General features: G+C 65.6%; 13 protein-coding genes. 6 read left to right on the top strand and 7 right to left on the bottom strand.

What is annotated here, in order from left to right:
• The first annotated feature begins 107 nt into the window (after positions 1–107).
• The 3 genes from ACIPY3_RS08870 to ACIPY3_RS08860 all read left to right on the top strand — a co-directional run bounded on the left by ACIPY3_RS08870 (position 108) and on the right by ACIPY3_RS08860 (position 3,863).
• Positions 108–2,879 (top strand): CHAT domain-containing protein, encoded by a 2,772-nt coding sequence (locus ACIPY3_RS08870; RefSeq protein WP_400332701.1) that lies wholly within the window; start codon positions 108–110, stop codon positions 2,877–2,879.
• Complete coding sequence (locus tag ACIPY3_RS08865) at positions 2,876–3,253, top strand: CU044_2847 family protein (RefSeq protein WP_400332698.1); 378 nt, start codon at positions 2,876–2,878, stop codon at positions 3,251–3,253. The genes ACIPY3_RS08870 and ACIPY3_RS08865 overlap by 4 nt, the downstream gene beginning before the upstream one ends.
• Positions 3,254–3,356: 103 nt before the next feature.
• Positions 3,357–3,863, top strand: coding sequence for a universal stress protein (locus ACIPY3_RS08860; protein ID WP_400332695.1), 507 nt, complete (start codon positions 3,357–3,359; stop codon positions 3,861–3,863).
• Between the two features lie 375 nt (positions 3,864–4,238).
• Here the strand turns inward: ACIPY3_RS08860 and ACIPY3_RS08855 are convergent, their stop codons facing one another.
• From ACIPY3_RS08855 to ACIPY3_RS08840, 4 genes are read right to left on the bottom strand one after another with little or no spacing between them, the layout of a single operon-like run.
• Positions 4,239–5,630 carry a GntP family permease gene (locus ACIPY3_RS08855; protein WP_400332693.1) on the bottom strand — a complete coding sequence of 464 codons (1,392 nt, stop codon included), beginning with the start codon at positions 5,628–5,630 and terminating at the stop codon, positions 4,239–4,241.
• A gap of 23 nt (positions 5,631–5,653) precedes the next feature.
• Positions 5,654–6,289, bottom strand: a complete 636-nt coding sequence (locus ACIPY3_RS08850; protein ID WP_400332690.1) for a bifunctional 4-hydroxy-2-oxoglutarate aldolase/2-dehydro-3-deoxy-phosphogluconate aldolase — start codon at positions 6,287–6,289, stop codon at positions 5,654–5,656.
• Entirely contained in the window at positions 6,286–7,962 is a 1,677-nt protein-coding gene (locus ACIPY3_RS08845) for an amidohydrolase family protein (RefSeq protein ID WP_400332688.1), read from the bottom strand. The genes ACIPY3_RS08850 and ACIPY3_RS08845 overlap by 4 nt, the downstream gene beginning before the upstream one ends.
• 8 nt (positions 7,963–7,970) lie before the next feature.
• A complete protein-coding gene (locus ACIPY3_RS08840; protein ID WP_400332685.1) occupies positions 7,971–9,413 on the bottom strand; it encodes an alanine racemase in 1,443 nt (480 codons plus the stop codon).
• A 245-nt stretch (positions 9,414–9,658) separates the two neighbouring features.
• Here ACIPY3_RS08840 and ACIPY3_RS08835 point away from each other — a divergent pair, with 245 nt between their 5' ends.
• From ACIPY3_RS08835 to ACIPY3_RS08825, 3 genes are read left to right on the top strand one after another with little or no spacing between them, the layout of a single operon-like run.
• Positions 9,659–10,666 (top strand): sugar kinase, encoded by a 1,008-nt coding sequence (locus ACIPY3_RS08835; protein WP_400332682.1) that lies wholly within the window; start codon positions 9,659–9,661, stop codon positions 10,664–10,666.
• A complete protein-coding gene (locus tag ACIPY3_RS08830) occupies positions 10,626–11,432 on the top strand; it encodes an IclR family transcriptional regulator (protein ID WP_400332679.1) in 807 nt (268 codons plus the stop codon). Before ACIPY3_RS08835 ends, ACIPY3_RS08830 begins: the two co-directional genes overlap by 41 nt.
• Positions 11,429–11,833 carry a RidA family protein gene (locus ACIPY3_RS08825; RefSeq protein ID WP_400332676.1) on the top strand — a complete coding sequence of 135 codons (405 nt, stop codon included), beginning with the start codon at positions 11,429–11,431 and terminating at the stop codon, positions 11,831–11,833. The genes ACIPY3_RS08830 and ACIPY3_RS08825 overlap by 4 nt, the downstream gene beginning before the upstream one ends.
• Positions 11,834–12,466: 633 nt before the next feature.
• On the opposite strand, the gene ACIPY3_RS08820 is transcribed toward ACIPY3_RS08825, so the two are convergent.
• From ACIPY3_RS08820 to ACIPY3_RS08810, 3 genes are all read right to left on the bottom strand, one after another.
• A complete protein-coding gene (locus ACIPY3_RS08820) occupies positions 12,467–12,691 on the bottom strand; it encodes a hypothetical protein (RefSeq protein WP_400332673.1) in 225 nt (74 codons plus the stop codon).
• A gap of 66 nt (positions 12,692–12,757) precedes the next feature.
• A complete protein-coding gene (locus ACIPY3_RS08815) occupies positions 12,758–14,071 on the bottom strand; it encodes an LssY C-terminal domain-containing protein (RefSeq protein WP_400332671.1) in 1,314 nt (437 codons plus the stop codon).
• A gap of 91 nt (positions 14,072–14,162) precedes the next feature.
• A complete protein-coding gene (locus tag ACIPY3_RS08810) occupies positions 14,163–14,519 on the bottom strand; it encodes a hypothetical protein (RefSeq protein WP_400332668.1) in 357 nt (118 codons plus the stop codon).
• Positions 14,520–14,717 lie beyond the last annotated feature (198 nt).

Genomic DNA, 14,717 nt, shown 5'->3' with positions numbered 1-14,717 from the left:
TAACCGTAGGCCGAGGCAGATTCCCCTTCAAGAGCAGAGATCAACCCCTTGTAAGGGACACGGAACAAGGGCCAATCTGTACGTAAGAACCACAGAGGGATCCCGCGATGGACTGTGACATCGAGCTGGAGATCGTTACCGGCTCTGCACGCGGAGAATATACGGTGCACGTGGTCCGTGCGCCGGCGGGAGGACACGCGTCCGGCACCTTCACGCTGGACGTGGACAGCATCCAGGACCGGCTCCCGCAGCTCGAAGCCACCGTCCTTGCCTCGGCCGTCGCGGCCAGGCGAACCCTCCCGGTGGCTGAGGTCGCCGTCCGCGAGGTGGGCCAGGAACTCTTCCAGGCACTCTTCACCCGCGAGGTTTACGGCACCTATCGGGCCAGCCTCGGCGCTGCGCAGCACGCTGGCCAACAACTCCGCGTAGTGCTGAGGCTCTCGGCACCCGAGCTCGCGATGATGCCGTGGGAGACCCTCTTTGATCCCGAAACCGAGACCTACCTCTGCCAGACCGAGCCCCTGCTGCGGCACGTCCCCGCTCCCGACTACAACCTCAACCCTCTCGACGTCGCACCCCCGCTGCGGATCCTCGGCATCGTCGCCTCCCCGCGCGACCTTCCGGCCTTGGACATCCAAACCGAGAAGGACCACCTGAGCCGGGCACTGGCAGGGCCCGTTGATGAAGGCCGCGTGGAGCTGGTCTGGTCGAAGACGGGCACGTGGGACGACGTCCAGTCGCTGCTCCTCGCCGGCCCTTGGCACGTAGTCCACTTCGTGGGGCACGGCGACTACGACTCCCGCACCGACGAAGGCCGCATCGCCTTGGTAGGCCCCGACGGCCGGGCCGCCATGGTCCGCACCGTCCGGCTCATGGCCCTCCTGAGCGTCGCCTCGCCCCGCCCACGGCTGGTGGTCCTCAACTCGTGCTCGTCCGGCGAAATGGGCCAAGCCGATCTCTTCTCCGGTACCGCATCGGCCCTGGTCAGGAGCGGGATCGGCGCGGTTGCCGCCATGCAGTTCGCCATCAGCGACACCGCGGCCATCGCCTTCGCGCACGGTTTCTACGCCGCCATCGCCAACGGCCGTACCGTGGACGAGGCCGCGCGCGTCGGCCGCATCTCGGTCATGGCCAGCCCGGACGGCACCCTCGAATGGGTCACCCCCGCCCTCTACGTCCGGGGCGGGTCCACGCAACTGTTCACGCTGAAGGGCCCACCGCGCGCGGCGGTCAAGCGGGAGACCACGACGCCGGGACGCACCTCGGGCGGCAACGTCCCGGCACTCGAGCAAAGCACGACGGCGGTTGTCGCCCAGGGCGGGCAAGCCGCCTACGCCGTGGGGCCGGCCAGCGACACAGGCACCGCCCGCGCGGCGCAAGGCAACGCGGAGCTGGCCATGAAGCGCGCGCAGCTCCGGGCCCTCTATGTCCAGGCATCGGCCGAGCTGCGGGCGCGGCGGTACGAGCAGGCCATTGAGCTGTTCACCGACCTCCTGACGCTGGAGCCTGGATACCGGGACGCACCCATGCTTCGGAGCGCAGCCCAGGAACGTTTGGAGATGTCCCGCGCCTACCGTGACGCCGTTGCGGCCGAGGAAGCCGGCGACTGGTTGGGCGCGGCGGACGGTTTTGCCCGCGTGCAGGACGATCCCGCCTACCCTGACGCCACCGCCCGGAAGAAGGATTGCGAGCGACGCCAACGCATCGCCGACCTGCAGGGTGAGCTCCGTTATCACTCGTCGTTGGACGCGTGGGAAACAGTGCTGGACGTCTCGCGGGAACTGGCCACGCTTGACCCGGACCAGGCGGACCCCGATGGCCTGGCCTCGGCTGCCAGAGAAGAGATCGAGAAGGCGAAGCCACCCGAGCCCACACCGGTCGATCCCCCGCAGTCGGACCAAGCTGAGGAACACCACGGGTCCTACACGGCCTTCGACCCACCGCCGGAACCCACCCGGCGGCCAGGCAGCGAACGACCAGCCGGAGAGCGCCGGGCCAGCGAAACAAGCACCCAGAACGCCCCGGCTTCAGGCACAGTTCCCGGCGCGGAGCCAGCGCAGCCGCGCGTCACCAGCAGCCCCATCCCCCTCATCGAGCAACAGCCACACCAAGGGGCCGAGCAACCACCTCATCAAGCAGTCGAGCAGCCGCAGCGCCAACGCACCCACGCCGGTCCAAACACGGCCCCAAGCAACCCGGCCACACCCACCGGCCGCCGCGAGCAACCAAGCCAGGCACCGCCGTCGTACGCTGCTCCCACTGCAAGCCAAGCGCAAACCCAAGCCACGGCAGGCAACGCCAAACCGCCCGACTGGATCCCGCTGGCCTGGGGCGCGGCGTCGCTGCTGGTGGCTGGCGTCGTGGGGGCGGGTTATGCCATCAACTTCATCTGGATCGACGAAACCTACTCGTACGAAGCCGGCGGCGAAGGTTTACTGCGGGTGGTGTACGGACTGATCGCGCCGTTTGGGTACCTGATGCTCGCGGTGGCAGGCTTGCCCGACCGCTCCGTCCTGGGCCGCACGGTCATGGCTTGCCTGGTGACGGCGCACGGAGTCTTTGGCTTGTCCGGCCTGAACTACACAGTGGAAGCCACCACCATCATCGGAAGCCTCGCGGTGGCCGTGCTGGGACTCTGGGCGGGGGTCCTGGCGCTGCGTTCGCAACACGATCGTGTCCTCGGCTGGCTGTTGCTGCTCGCCACGGTGTCCATTCCGCTCGTATGGTTCCAGGACAAAGGGGTCTTCATGGAGGCGTGGTACCGGACGCACGCCTACTTTGTCCTGGTTCAACTGGTCATTCTGGCAGCGGTGGGCATCGGATACCTGGTGACAGCACGCCGCCTGCGGGCAGCATCGTCGGAGAGGACAGCACCATGACGCGCTTGGTTGAGTTTGCAACGGACGACGGCGGCACCGTGGTTGTGGAGGTGGCGAGCTCTGCCGGGAGCCTGGTCACACGGGGTGGCGACCACTCCGCGGAGCATTCGGGGGTGTTCGCCAGGGCCCAACAGACGTTCCAACGGGCGCTGGAACACGTCCGGCCGGCGGTCCAGGGCGTGATCGACGAGTTGCTGAGCCTGGAAAACCGGCCGGACGAACTCAGCGTGGAATTCGGCATCGACCTGCATGCGGAAGCGGGTGCATTCATTGCTGCGGCCAGCACCGGATCCAACTTCACGGTGCGCCTGACGTGGAACAAGCCGAGTCCCTCAACCAACTCCGCCCCACCCACTCCCGCCAGACCCAACTGAGTCGCAGTAGTGCGCGTTTAGAGCCCTCAAAACGCGCTTAACTGCGACCCAGTTGGGAACCAAACAGCCTGTTCAAGCCCCTCCCCCGGCGCAACAATAAGGTATGGCTGCGGAAAATTTCAGCGGGCGCATTCCCTTGGTGGTCGGCGTTTTACCGGACCAGCATGTGGAGGTCCTGCAGACCGCCCGGACCCTCGCCGAACAACTCGGGGTGCCGTTGGTGTGCGCGTACGTGGACGAGGCCAGCTACCTCGTGGAGTGGGACCCCTCCCGCGAGACCCACCGGATGTCCCTGCATCCGGACAAGGACGACGAGGACGTGGCAGCCGTCCGGGACGATTTGGGGAAGGCCATCGCCGATGCCATGGACGGAGGTTCGGCCGATTGGACGCTGCGGTTGTTGGCCGGCGATCCTGCCCGCGCCCTTGGACGGCTCGCCGAGGACATCAAGGCGTCGATGATCATTGTCGGCACGCCGGAACCTGGCCTGGGGCACCGGATTTCCGAGGCATTGAACGGTTCCGTTGCGGCCTGGTTGAGCCATCACCAAAGGCGTCCGGTACTGATTGTGCCGCAGAAAAAACGGCCCGAAAGTGCCTCGAAAAACTAAAGCGAAAGTACTAATTCGACATGGTGGCAATGGAGGCCAACGCGTCGTAGAGTATTTACTGCAGGTGAGCGAGAGCCCCTGCCTCAAAGGCTGCTCCGGAGTGCGTATCCCCCAATAACGCACTCCGGAGCTTTTGTTTAAGCACACCGGCCGCCCGCAGCCGTCGCTGGCCTGTACCGCCACGACCTTCTTTGAAGCCACAACGGCCCCGACACGCCTTTGGACAGGCATGTCGGGGCCGTTTGGCAGTCAAAGTGGGTGGTGGCGGCACGCGCCGCGGCAAAAAGGCACGACGGCGGGAACCCACCTCGGGCGCGGCAGCCTCCCCACCGGGCAAAAGGGCACGACGGCGGTACTCACCTCAGCGGAGCAGCGTCACCTCACGAACGTGTACAGCAGGGCCGCCATGCCGAAGCCCACCAAGGACAGGACGGTCTCAAGTACGGTCCACGTCTTCAGGGTGTCCTTGACAGACATGTTGAAGTACTTGGAGATGATCCAGAAACCGCCGTCATTGACGTGGCTGGCAATGATCGAGCCCGAGGAAATGGCCACCACGATCAAAGCCAACTGCGGCTGGGAGTACCCGGATGCCAGGCTCGGGGCGAGGATGCCACCCGTGGTCACGATCGCTACGGTGGCCGAGCCCTGGGCGATGCGCATGCCGGCACTGATTACGAAGGCGGAGAGGATGATCGGCAAGCCGGCCTGGGACAGCGAGTCAGCCACGGCTTTGCCAACACCGGTCGCTGAGAGGACTGCACCGAAGAACGCACCCGCACCGACGACCAGCAGGATCATGCCCACGGGACGCAGCGAGGAGCCGGTGATTTCGCTGAGCTCGGCTGCGGTCATGCCACGGCGGATACCCAGGAGCCACATGGCCAGCAGCACGGCCACGGTCAAGGCAATGGCCGGGTTGCCGAAGAACTGGAGGGCGTCGCGGAACGGTCCGGCCGGGGCAAAGATGTTGCCGAACGTGCCACCGAGGATGAGGATCATCGGCAGGCCAATAGCCAGGAGCACCAAGCCAATGGAGGGCTCGTGGCCGCGGGACGATTCAGCCTCTTCCACAATCCGGTCCTCGGGCACAGTCACCATGACGCGCTTGCCGATCCAGGTGCCCCACAAAATACCGGAAGCGAACCAGGCCGGGATGCCGCAGATGAGGCCCATGAGGATGATCCAGCCAAGGTCCACGTGGAACAAACCGGCAGCTGCGACGGGTCCCGGGTGCGGAGGCAGGAAGGCGTGCGTCACGGACAAGCCTGCGAGCAAAGGAAGCGCGTAGAGGGCCAGTGACTTTCCGCCACGGATCGCCGCTACGTACACCAGCGGTGCCAGCACGAAAATGCCGATATCAAAGAACACCGGGATACCCAGCACGAAGCCGGTGATGCCCATGGCAAGCGGCGTGCCCTTCTCGCCGAAGATCTTCACGAGCCTGCTGAGCAGCACTTCGGCGCCACCGGACCGTTCCAGGATCGCGCCGAGCACCGTACCAAGGCCGATGATCACTGTGATGTGGCCAAGGATGCCCGCGAAGCCCTTTTCAATGAGGGCGTCGCTGCTCTTGGTGGCCGATCCCACCAAGGCTTCCACCGAGATCCCGCCCACCAAGGCCACCAGCACACCCGTTCCCACCAGGGCGATGAACGGTTCGAGCTTGACCTTGATGATCAGGAACAGCAGGAGCGCGATGCCGGCGCCTGCCAGGAGGAGCAGGCCGACGGTATCGTGCCGCAGCCAGTCGAGGAATTCATTCATGGACGTTACTTTCTAGGTGGGTCCTACTTGAGGGTGCCGGTGAAGGCGGCGGCTCGTGCCGCGATGTCAGCCCAGTCGCCTGCAGCAACGGCTGCGGGCGGGACCACGCTGGTGCCGCAGCAGACTGCGGCAGCACCGGCGTCGAGGTAGCTCTTGGCGTTGGAGGCGTCGATGCCTCCGGAAGGAAGCAGCCGGATGCCCGGGTACGGTCCCTGCAGGTCCTTCAGGTACGCCGGGCCGAGCTGCCGGGCGGGGAAAATCTTGACGGCGGCGGAGCCGAGGTCCAGCGCCTGCGCCACCTCCGTGGGGGTCATGGCCCCGAGGCTGAACGGGATCCCCGCCGCCGCGGCAACGGCAGCGACCTCGGGCCGCAGTCCGGGGGTTACAAGGAACTGCGCCCCGGCGTCGATGGCTGCGCGGGCTTGGTCGCCAGTCATCACCGTGCCGATTCCGACGGCGGCACCGTGCTCCGCTGCGGTTTCCGCCGCGCGCTGTACGTGCTTGAGCGCATCCGGCGTGGTGAAGGTCAGTTCGACGCTGCGGATGCCGCCCTGGGCCAATGCCCGGCAGAGGTCCGCGGCGTCCGTGATGGAGGGTGCCCGGACCACCGCGAGGGTACGGTCGGCTTCGAGCTGCTGGACGAATTCTTCGGGGGTCATTGGCTTCTTTCCTGGTTGGTAGCGGCTTCCCTGGTGAGGCCGTCACCCTGCCTGCGGAGGGCGCGGCCGGCGCGCGCGCCGGTGGGTTCGCCGCCGTCGATCGCTGCCGTGCCGTTGACGAACACATACTCGATGCCGCTGGCGGCTTGGCGGGGATTCTCGAAAGTGGCGGTATCGCGGATGGTTTCCGGATCGAAAAGTACGACGTCGGCGGCGAACCCCTCGCGGACCAGTCCCCTGTTGTGGAGCTTGAGTCGCGCGGCCGGCCGGCCACTGAGGTGGTGGACAGTCTCTTCGAGACTGAGCAGTCCGAGGTCCCGGGAGTAGTGGCCGAGGTAGCGCGGGAACGTACCCCACGCGCGCGGGTGCGGCTTGGCCCCGACCAACAATCCATCGCTGCCGCCGGTGTGGGTGCGATGCTTCATGATGGCCTGCACGTTTTCCTCGTGGCCCACGTGCTGCAGGATGCCGGTGCCCAGGCGGTCCTCGGTGAGGATCCGGGCGAACACGTCGAACGGTTCTTCCCCGGTCTCCGCGGCGATGTCCTTGATGGTCTTGCCCACGTAGCCTGCGAGCGCGGGATTCTGGACACCGCTGATCTCCAGGGTCTCCCATTCTGCGACCACGCCGTGGCAGCCATCGGAACCGTAGATCTCCACGGCTTCCCTGATTTTCGCCCGTTCGCCGGGGTCGGCCAGGCGGTCCAGGGTGGCCTCCGTTCCGCCGGACGACGCCCAACTCGGCAGGATCGCACTCAGCGTGGTGGCACCGGGGAGGTAGGGGTAGGTGTCCAGGGTGATGTCCACGCCTTGCTCCAGCGCCTCATCGATGAGGTCCAGGAGTTCCCCGGCACGGCCCTTGTTTTCGGCGAAGTTCATGGTGGCGTGGGACAAGTGGAGGGCGCATCCCGTCTCACGGCTGAGCCCGATCATCTCTGCGTAGGCATCGAGTGCGCCCTTGCCGTAGGAACGGTGGTGCGGAGCGTAGAACCCGCCCAGTTCACCAACAACTCGGCACAGGCCTGCGAGTTCCTCGGTCTGCGCGTACATTCCGGGCGTGTAGGTCAGGCCGGAGCTCATGCCCACGGCGCCTTCCTCCATCGCCGTGCGGATGACGTCCTGCATGTGCTGCTGCTGCTCCGGGGTGGGATCGCCTTCCGCGAAGCCCATCACCATGGCCCGGACAGTTCCTTGCGGGACGAGGTAGGCGGCGTTGGTGGCAATGCGCCCGGTGCTGCCGTCCGCGTTGGCTTCCGGCGCATCCAGCCGGTCCAGGTACTCGCCCACGGTCCGCCAATCCCAGTCGAAGTCCGCTGGGTTGTCGTTCCAACCTGCGATCTTCTCCCGGACTCCGGCGAGTGTGGCATCGTCAACGGGCGCGTAGGAGAGCCCGTCCTGCCCGAGCAGTTCCGTCGTGACGCCTTGGCTGAGCTTGGCGTAGTGGTCGCGGTTGACCAGCAGTTGCAGGTCCGAGTGCGCGTGCATGTCGATGAACCCCGGGCTCAGGACCAGGCCCGCGGCATCGATGATGCGGTCTGCGTCTGTTCCCGCTTCGGTGAGGCTGCTGGCGTCGGCGATCACGGCAATTACCGCACCGTCGAGCAGGACGTCCGCGGGGCGGCGGTCCGCTCCGGTTCCGTCCACCAAGGTGGCGTTGCTGATGAGGGTCTTCATGGCGGGTCCTAGAAGAAGGTATGGATGAGGTCGACGACGGTTTGGTCACCTGTGGTGGCGACCCCGCCCGTGGTGACTGTTTGGCCCTTGGTGGCGGCCGCGCCTGGGGTAACCGCGCCGGGGGTGACTGCGTCGCCGGTAGTGGCCGCGTACCCAGTGGTGCCCGCGTGCTCAGTGGTGCCCGTGCCGCCGGGCTCGCTGCCGGCGAGGACAGGGATGACGGTCCACTTGTCGAAGGCCGTGCACGGGTGGGACAGGCCCAGCCGGACGACGTCGCCGGGGCGGACCGTGGTGGTTTCGGGATCGAAGGTCATGAAGGAGTGCTGGTCGTTGACGGACGTGATCTCCGCGCCGACCAGGGGTTCCATGGGTCTACCCAGTACCGGGCCGATGAACTGCGGCTCGGGCAGGCCTTCGTCGAAGGGAAGGTCGCGTTTGCCGGCGTCGAGGATGGCCAGGCCCGGTTCGGTCTGGGAAACCACCCGCGCCCACCCGTGCATCCCGGCGGTGAAGGGCTGCTCGCCTTCGCGGGAGAACGGGGAGATGCTGCGGTAGAAGCCGTCGTCGTGGATGATGTAGGCACCGCTGCGGATCATGAGGTCAACGCTCGGATCACCCATGGCGGCACCCGTGCTGATGCAGGGTGAGAGGACCGTGACCACGTCATCGAAATAGGCGCTGCCACCTGCAGTGATGATCACTGACCCGGAGCCGTACAACCCGGCCGCGAGCAGTTCCTCGTGAAGCAGCCGCATGTCGGCGAGGTAGCCGCGGACGGCGGCCAGGCCGGCGTCGTCCGCTGTGTGCGCGAGCGAGCCTTCGTACCCGCTGACGCCCACCAGGCGGAGGTGCTCCGACGCGGCCACTGCCCGGGCCACGTCCATGGCGGCTTCCACACCACGGGCACCGGTCCTGCCACCGTGGGCTCCGAGTTCCACCAGGACATCCAGCACTGAGTCTGTGCCCGCGAGCGTGCCTTCGATCAGGGCAACCGTCTCTACCGAGTCCACCCAGGACATGATGGTGGATTCCTGGGCCGCGACCCACTGGATCGCGTGCGGGTCTGTGAGGCTGTTGGCGAGCTGGAGGTTCTGCACGCCGAACTCGCGGGCCACGCGGAGTTGCGCGAAGTTCGCCAGCGTGATCCCCCATGCTCCGCGGCTGAGCTGTTTGTCCCAGAGCTGCGGGGACATGGTGGTTTTCCCGTGGGGTGCCAGCAAGACGCCGCGCTCCGCACACCAGGCCGCGAGCCGGTCCGCATTGGCTTCGAGGGCGCGGGCGTCGAGGGTGAGCAACGGTGTCTGGAGATCGGCCAGCGTGTGTTTGTCGGCGAGGAACTCCGCGTGCGTGGTCCCGTTGGCCGCTGCGGGCACGGCTTTGTGCCGCCAATCGAGCTGGCGGTTGGCCAAGGCTGCCACGGCGGAGGCCGAGATTGCTTCGGAAGTGTTCACGCGTTGATTCCCTTCGCGGTGCTGCGTCTTTGGGGCGGCGGGGTTGTGTGTTCGCTGCTGCGATTGTGCTTGCGTTGCGTATTTTGCAACGCTGGTTGCAAAGCTGCTGGTGATATGTCTAACATGGTGGCGGATTGAGAGTCAAGGCCGCGGCACGCTCCGCAGGGCCCCTCAAACCCCCGCGGGTCAACTTGTCCCGCGGCGAAAACAACGCTGAAAACGCACTGATCGGGTACGGGAGTTACATGCTGTCTGCTGTTTGTGTTGGCGAGACCATGGCCATGCTGACCCCTGTCCAGGCGGTCCCCTTGCACCTGGCCACAGAACTCCACTGCGGAATCGGCGGCGCGGAATCCAACGTCGCCATGGGCTTCGCAGCCATGGGCCTGGACACGCACTGGGTGAGCCGGGTGGGGCACGACGGCTTCGGCACGCGCATCCTGGACGACTTGCGGGATCACGGGGTAGGCGTCACGGGTGTCGAAGTCGACTCCGCACGGCCCACCGGCGTGTACGTGAAAGTCCCGGCCCAGGAGTCAGACCCCGACGGCGGCAGCTCAGTCCTTTACTACCGTCAAGGGTCCGCGGCCTCGGCCATGGGTCGGCCCTTCCTGGAGAATCCCGCCGTGGCTTCCCTGCTGGAAAACGCCTCGCTCATTCACCTGAGCGGCATCACCGCGGCGCTCTCCCCCGAGTGCCTTGACCTGCTCGAAGCCCTTCTGACAGCCCCACGGAACGGCCGGACCATCAGCTTCGACGTCAATTGGCGGGCTGCCCTGTGGGCTGGACAGGACCGCGTCGTCCTGCAGCGGCTGGCGAACCTGGCCGACGTCGTGCTTGTTGGGAAAGACGAAGCCGAACCGGCCTTCGGCACCAACGACGAAGCCGAACTCCGCCGCCTCCTGCCGGACCCGAAGGTGCTCGTCATCAAGAACGAGGCGATCAGCGCCATTTCGCTCGACCGGAGCGGCACCCGGGAGGAAGTGCCCGCACTGTCCGTGTCCGTCGTCGAGCCTGTTGGTGCCGGCGACTCGTTCGCGGCCGGCTACCTCAGCGGCCTGCTCTACGGACTCGGCCAAAAGGAAAGCCTCCGTCGCGGCCATGTGGCTGCCGCATGCACGCTGACCGTGCACGGCGACCGCGGACCATTGCCGCCCGCAGAGCAGCTCTCGGCAATCCTCGATTCTTCGGATAGCGAATGGGCTGCTATCCATGTTGAAGGCGGACAATTCAACACCAGAACCGGAGCGTGACACCTTGAGCCAGAGCCTGATACGGGCCATCGACCTGCTTGGCGAACTCGCCGCGAAACCAGCAACACTTGACGAGCTCTCGTCCAAGGCCTCCGTGCATAAAACCACGGTGATGCGGCTCCTGCACGCCCTCGAGGAGAAACGCCTGGTGGTCCGCGACGACGACCAGAAGTTCATGCTCGGCTCAAAACTCTTTGAACTCTCGTCCCTTGCCCTGGAGCAGCGGGACATCCGCAAGGTGGCCCACCCCCACCTGGCGGATTTGAATGGCCGCACCGGGCACACCGTGCACCTCGCGGCGTTCGAAGGGAACGAGGTGGTGTACATCGACAAGTTCGAATCGCACCACCCCGTCCGCATGTACTCGCGCATCGGCCTCACTGCATCGCTGCACTCGGCCGCTGTGTCCAAGGTCCTCCTCGCGGACATGCCGCGCAGCCGGCAGGAAAAGATCGCCGCGGGGTTGGATTACGTCAAAGTCACCGAAAACACCCTGACCTCCCCGGAAGCCTTGTTGGCGGAATTGGAGCAGGTCAAGAAGCAGGGCTGGGCCCACGACAACGCCGAGCACGAGGCCTTCGTGCACTGCATCGCGGCCCCCATCCGCGATGCCAGCGGTGCCGTGGTTGCCGCAGCCTCTTGTTCGGTACCGGTAGTAATGCTCAGCTATGAAGGCTTGCTTGAGCTGCTGCCCGACCTCAAAGCCAGCACCGAGGCCATCTCCAACGACCTCGGCTGGATCAGCCACGAAAGGAACTCAGCATGAGTGAAAAGACCGTAGTACTCACCGAAAACGCCCCCGCCCCGGCACACGTGTTCTCCCAGGGAATCAAGAAGGGCGGCATGTTCCAGGTCTCCGGCCAGGGCCCCATGGATCCCACCACCAACCAGTACATCGGCGACGGCGACGTCCGAGTCCAGACCCGCCGCACCTTGGAGAACGTCAAGGCCATCCTCGAAGCCGGCGGATCCTCCGTTGAGGACGTCCTCATGTTCCGCGTGTACCTCACCACCCGCGACGACTTCGCCGCCATGAACGAGGTCTACGGCGAGTTCATCCGCGAAAACGTCCCCAGCGGCCTGCTCCCGAGCCGCACCACGGTGTTCGTCGACCTCCCGCACGAGGTCATGCTGGTCGAGATCGACGCCCTCGCCGTCACCGCCTGACCCTCTCTCACCAAACACCCCCTTCCCGCGGGACGCTCTCTCACCAATGGGCGTGTTTGAGCCAACGCTCTCTCACCAATGGGCGTGTTTGGGCCAACGCTCTCTCACCCCTAAACCGCGACGGCGGCACTCGACTTGAGTGCCGCCGTCGGGGGTTCAAGGAGGCGGCTGGCTGCGGGCGGCGTGCCGCCACGACCCACTGTGAAAGCCACAAACGGCCAACACGCCGCACTTTCCAGCGAACTCGGGTGCACACGGCTTCAAAGTGGGTGGCGAAGGCCCGGCCGACGGCGGCGCTCGACTTGAGTGCCGCCGTCGGGGGTTTAAAGGGTGGCCGGCTGCGGGCGGCGTGCCGCCACGACCCACTTTGAAAGCCAATAACGGCCAACACGCCGCACTTTCCAGCGAACTCGGGTGTACACGGCTTCAAAGTGGGTGGCGAAGGCCCGGCCGACGGCGGCACTCGCCTTGAGTGCCGCCGTCGAGGGTTCAAGGGGCGGCCGGCTGCGGGCGGCGCGCCGCCACGACCCACTTTGAAAGCCACAAACGGCCAACACGCCGCCCCTTCCCGCGACCTCGGGTGCACACGGCTTCCAAGTGGGTGGCGGCGGTACGCCCATTCAGGAGTTTGGGCTAGTCCCGAGGGGTTTCAGGAGGCTGCTTGGTCCCTCGACGGGTCAATCCAAGGATCAGGAAAGTCGCGCCCATGGTTGCGAAGGCTATCCATCCAGGGTTGCCGAGGATCATCAAAGTGACTCCCAGGACGGCAAAGACGATGCCAAGGGGCAGGAATGCCTTGTCTCCGGAATTATTCTTCTTGGCCGACGGCCCTGACGTGGTGTTCGTGTCCCCATTCACCTTTGTGAGGCTACCTCAAACCCTATTCCGTTGCGGCCCAACCATGGCCTGTTGGGCAACCCCGGACTAGCGGGGCTGCGACGTTTTCATGGGAAGCGCCGGGACGGCCGGGACCCGCTGGCGCTTCGCAAAGATCCGCGCACGCTGGCTGGACAGGGCCAACAGCACCAAAATGTCCGTGGCCAAGCCCGCTAGTCCGGCCTCGAGGGTGATGCTGGTAGTCCCGGTGGAAGCGTCGATCGCCTGGACCAGGATGGAGACCGAGCTCAAACCCATCGCAATCACGCGTGCACCGTTGCTCCCGAGGAAGATCCTCCAGGCCAGGAACACCTCCCCCAGCCCGAACACCAACACAACTATCCCCACAATGGTGACTGCCGCCGTCGTGGTTTCCGGATCGGCGGGAGCGTCGCCGAGGGTGAGATCGGCGAAGACATCGGACGAGGTGAAAAGCGTGACGGCGAGCGCGAGTGCCGCCAAAGCCCTGACCACCACCAGGACGGCGCCCATGGTGGTGGGGGCTGGGCGGCGGTCGCGGCTGTCCGTCGATTTGGGCTCCTGCGACGTCGGGACGGAGACAGTGCGGGCGTCGACGACGGGAAGGCCACCATCGGTGGAAATGGAATCGCCGCCTCCATTGCGCGAGTGGTAACCCGTGGAGAAATCCTTGATCACGTGAACGCGGACAGAAGGCTCGCCCTCTGAGACCGTCCGGACAATGTGGTCGCGTTCCACGTCGGTATTCTGCTCGATCTTGTGGGTGATCTGGAGCGTGAAGAGGGAGAATCCGACGCTGCGGTCATAGGTTCCGGCGGCCAGCCAGTCCACCTTGTGCCCACCCGGCAACATCCAGCCGTCGGGGCATCGCCAGAAGCGGACGTGGTGCCGTTTGCCCGGGTTGTTGTCCACTTCCTGTTGGTAAGCGAAGTCCTGTTGCCGGTCGAAGAGATACAGGGGGCTGACCGGGGCCTGTTCATAGCTTTGCCGCAGGATGGTGGAACTGATGATGCGGCGGCTGCTGGCGAACGTGACGTCGTCCGCGATGGTCCAGCCTGCGCGGCGCATGATGGCGTGGACCTGGCGTTCCTTACCGAGGAGCGCCACGTTAACCGGATCGCCGAGCAGGCCGTCGCTGGTACGGGCACGGCCGATGAAATAGCCGGGCACGTAGATGGTGGTCAGGATCCGGTGCAGGCGTGGCAGGAGCAGGTAGGCCAGGAACGCCCAGAACACGAGCCATGACCAGAGCTGGCCCCAGCCGAGCTGGAAACTCTCACCCACCAAGAGGAAAGCAAGCCACACCGCCCCGACACCGCCGAGGATGAAGAACCCGCGGTCCAGCCACGTGTCTGTGGCCTCCTTGCTCGGCGCCTTGTACATGAAAGCTCCCCCGGTTGCGTTCCTTAAGCTTCGCCGTTGCGGCTGGGGTTGTACATGGCGATCGCTGACGCAGCCAATTGACCGGCCAGACTCAGCTGGCGATTTTGTGATGGCGTTGCAGCAGAAGGTGAACAGCCTCCCGGACCAACGCGCTTTGACCCTTCCCCGTTTCCCTGATCAGGTCGTTGAACGCTTGGTACTCCTGCTCGGAAATCCGTCCACGTACCGTCGGAGAAGGGCCAGCGGACTGCCGCTGGCCCACTTTCGGACGCCCTGGACGCAGTGCGGCCTCAATGGCCTCTTCACTCCCGAACTCGCGCAAGAGGAAGGACCTGCCAGCCGCGGCCGCATCCGCGCCATGAAGGGCAGTACCGATCCCTTGGACCTCCGTATCGGGATCGCTCAGACGCTGCGCCAGTGCCTCGTAGTCCATTTCATCTCCAGCCATCTGGGTGCTCCTCTCGGAAGCTCGCGTTCAAGATCGCGTAGGTCCGATCTTGGCGCGAAACTCCATGCTTCTCGCTCGATGGTTCCCAGCGGGGTGCCATTACCCATCCTACTATTTTGTAGCCATTAATTGTAGCAGCATTCTATGGACGACCGGCCGGTCTCAGCTGGCGCGTGGACCGCTATGTGGATAACCCGC

The sequence above is a fragment of the Paenarthrobacter sp. NPDC089714 genome, assembly GCF_044748905.1.
In the GTDB taxonomy this organism is placed as follows: Bacteria; Actinomycetota; Actinomycetes; order Actinomycetales; family Micrococcaceae; genus Arthrobacter.
This window is presented reverse-complemented; position numbering and strand designations above follow the sequence as displayed.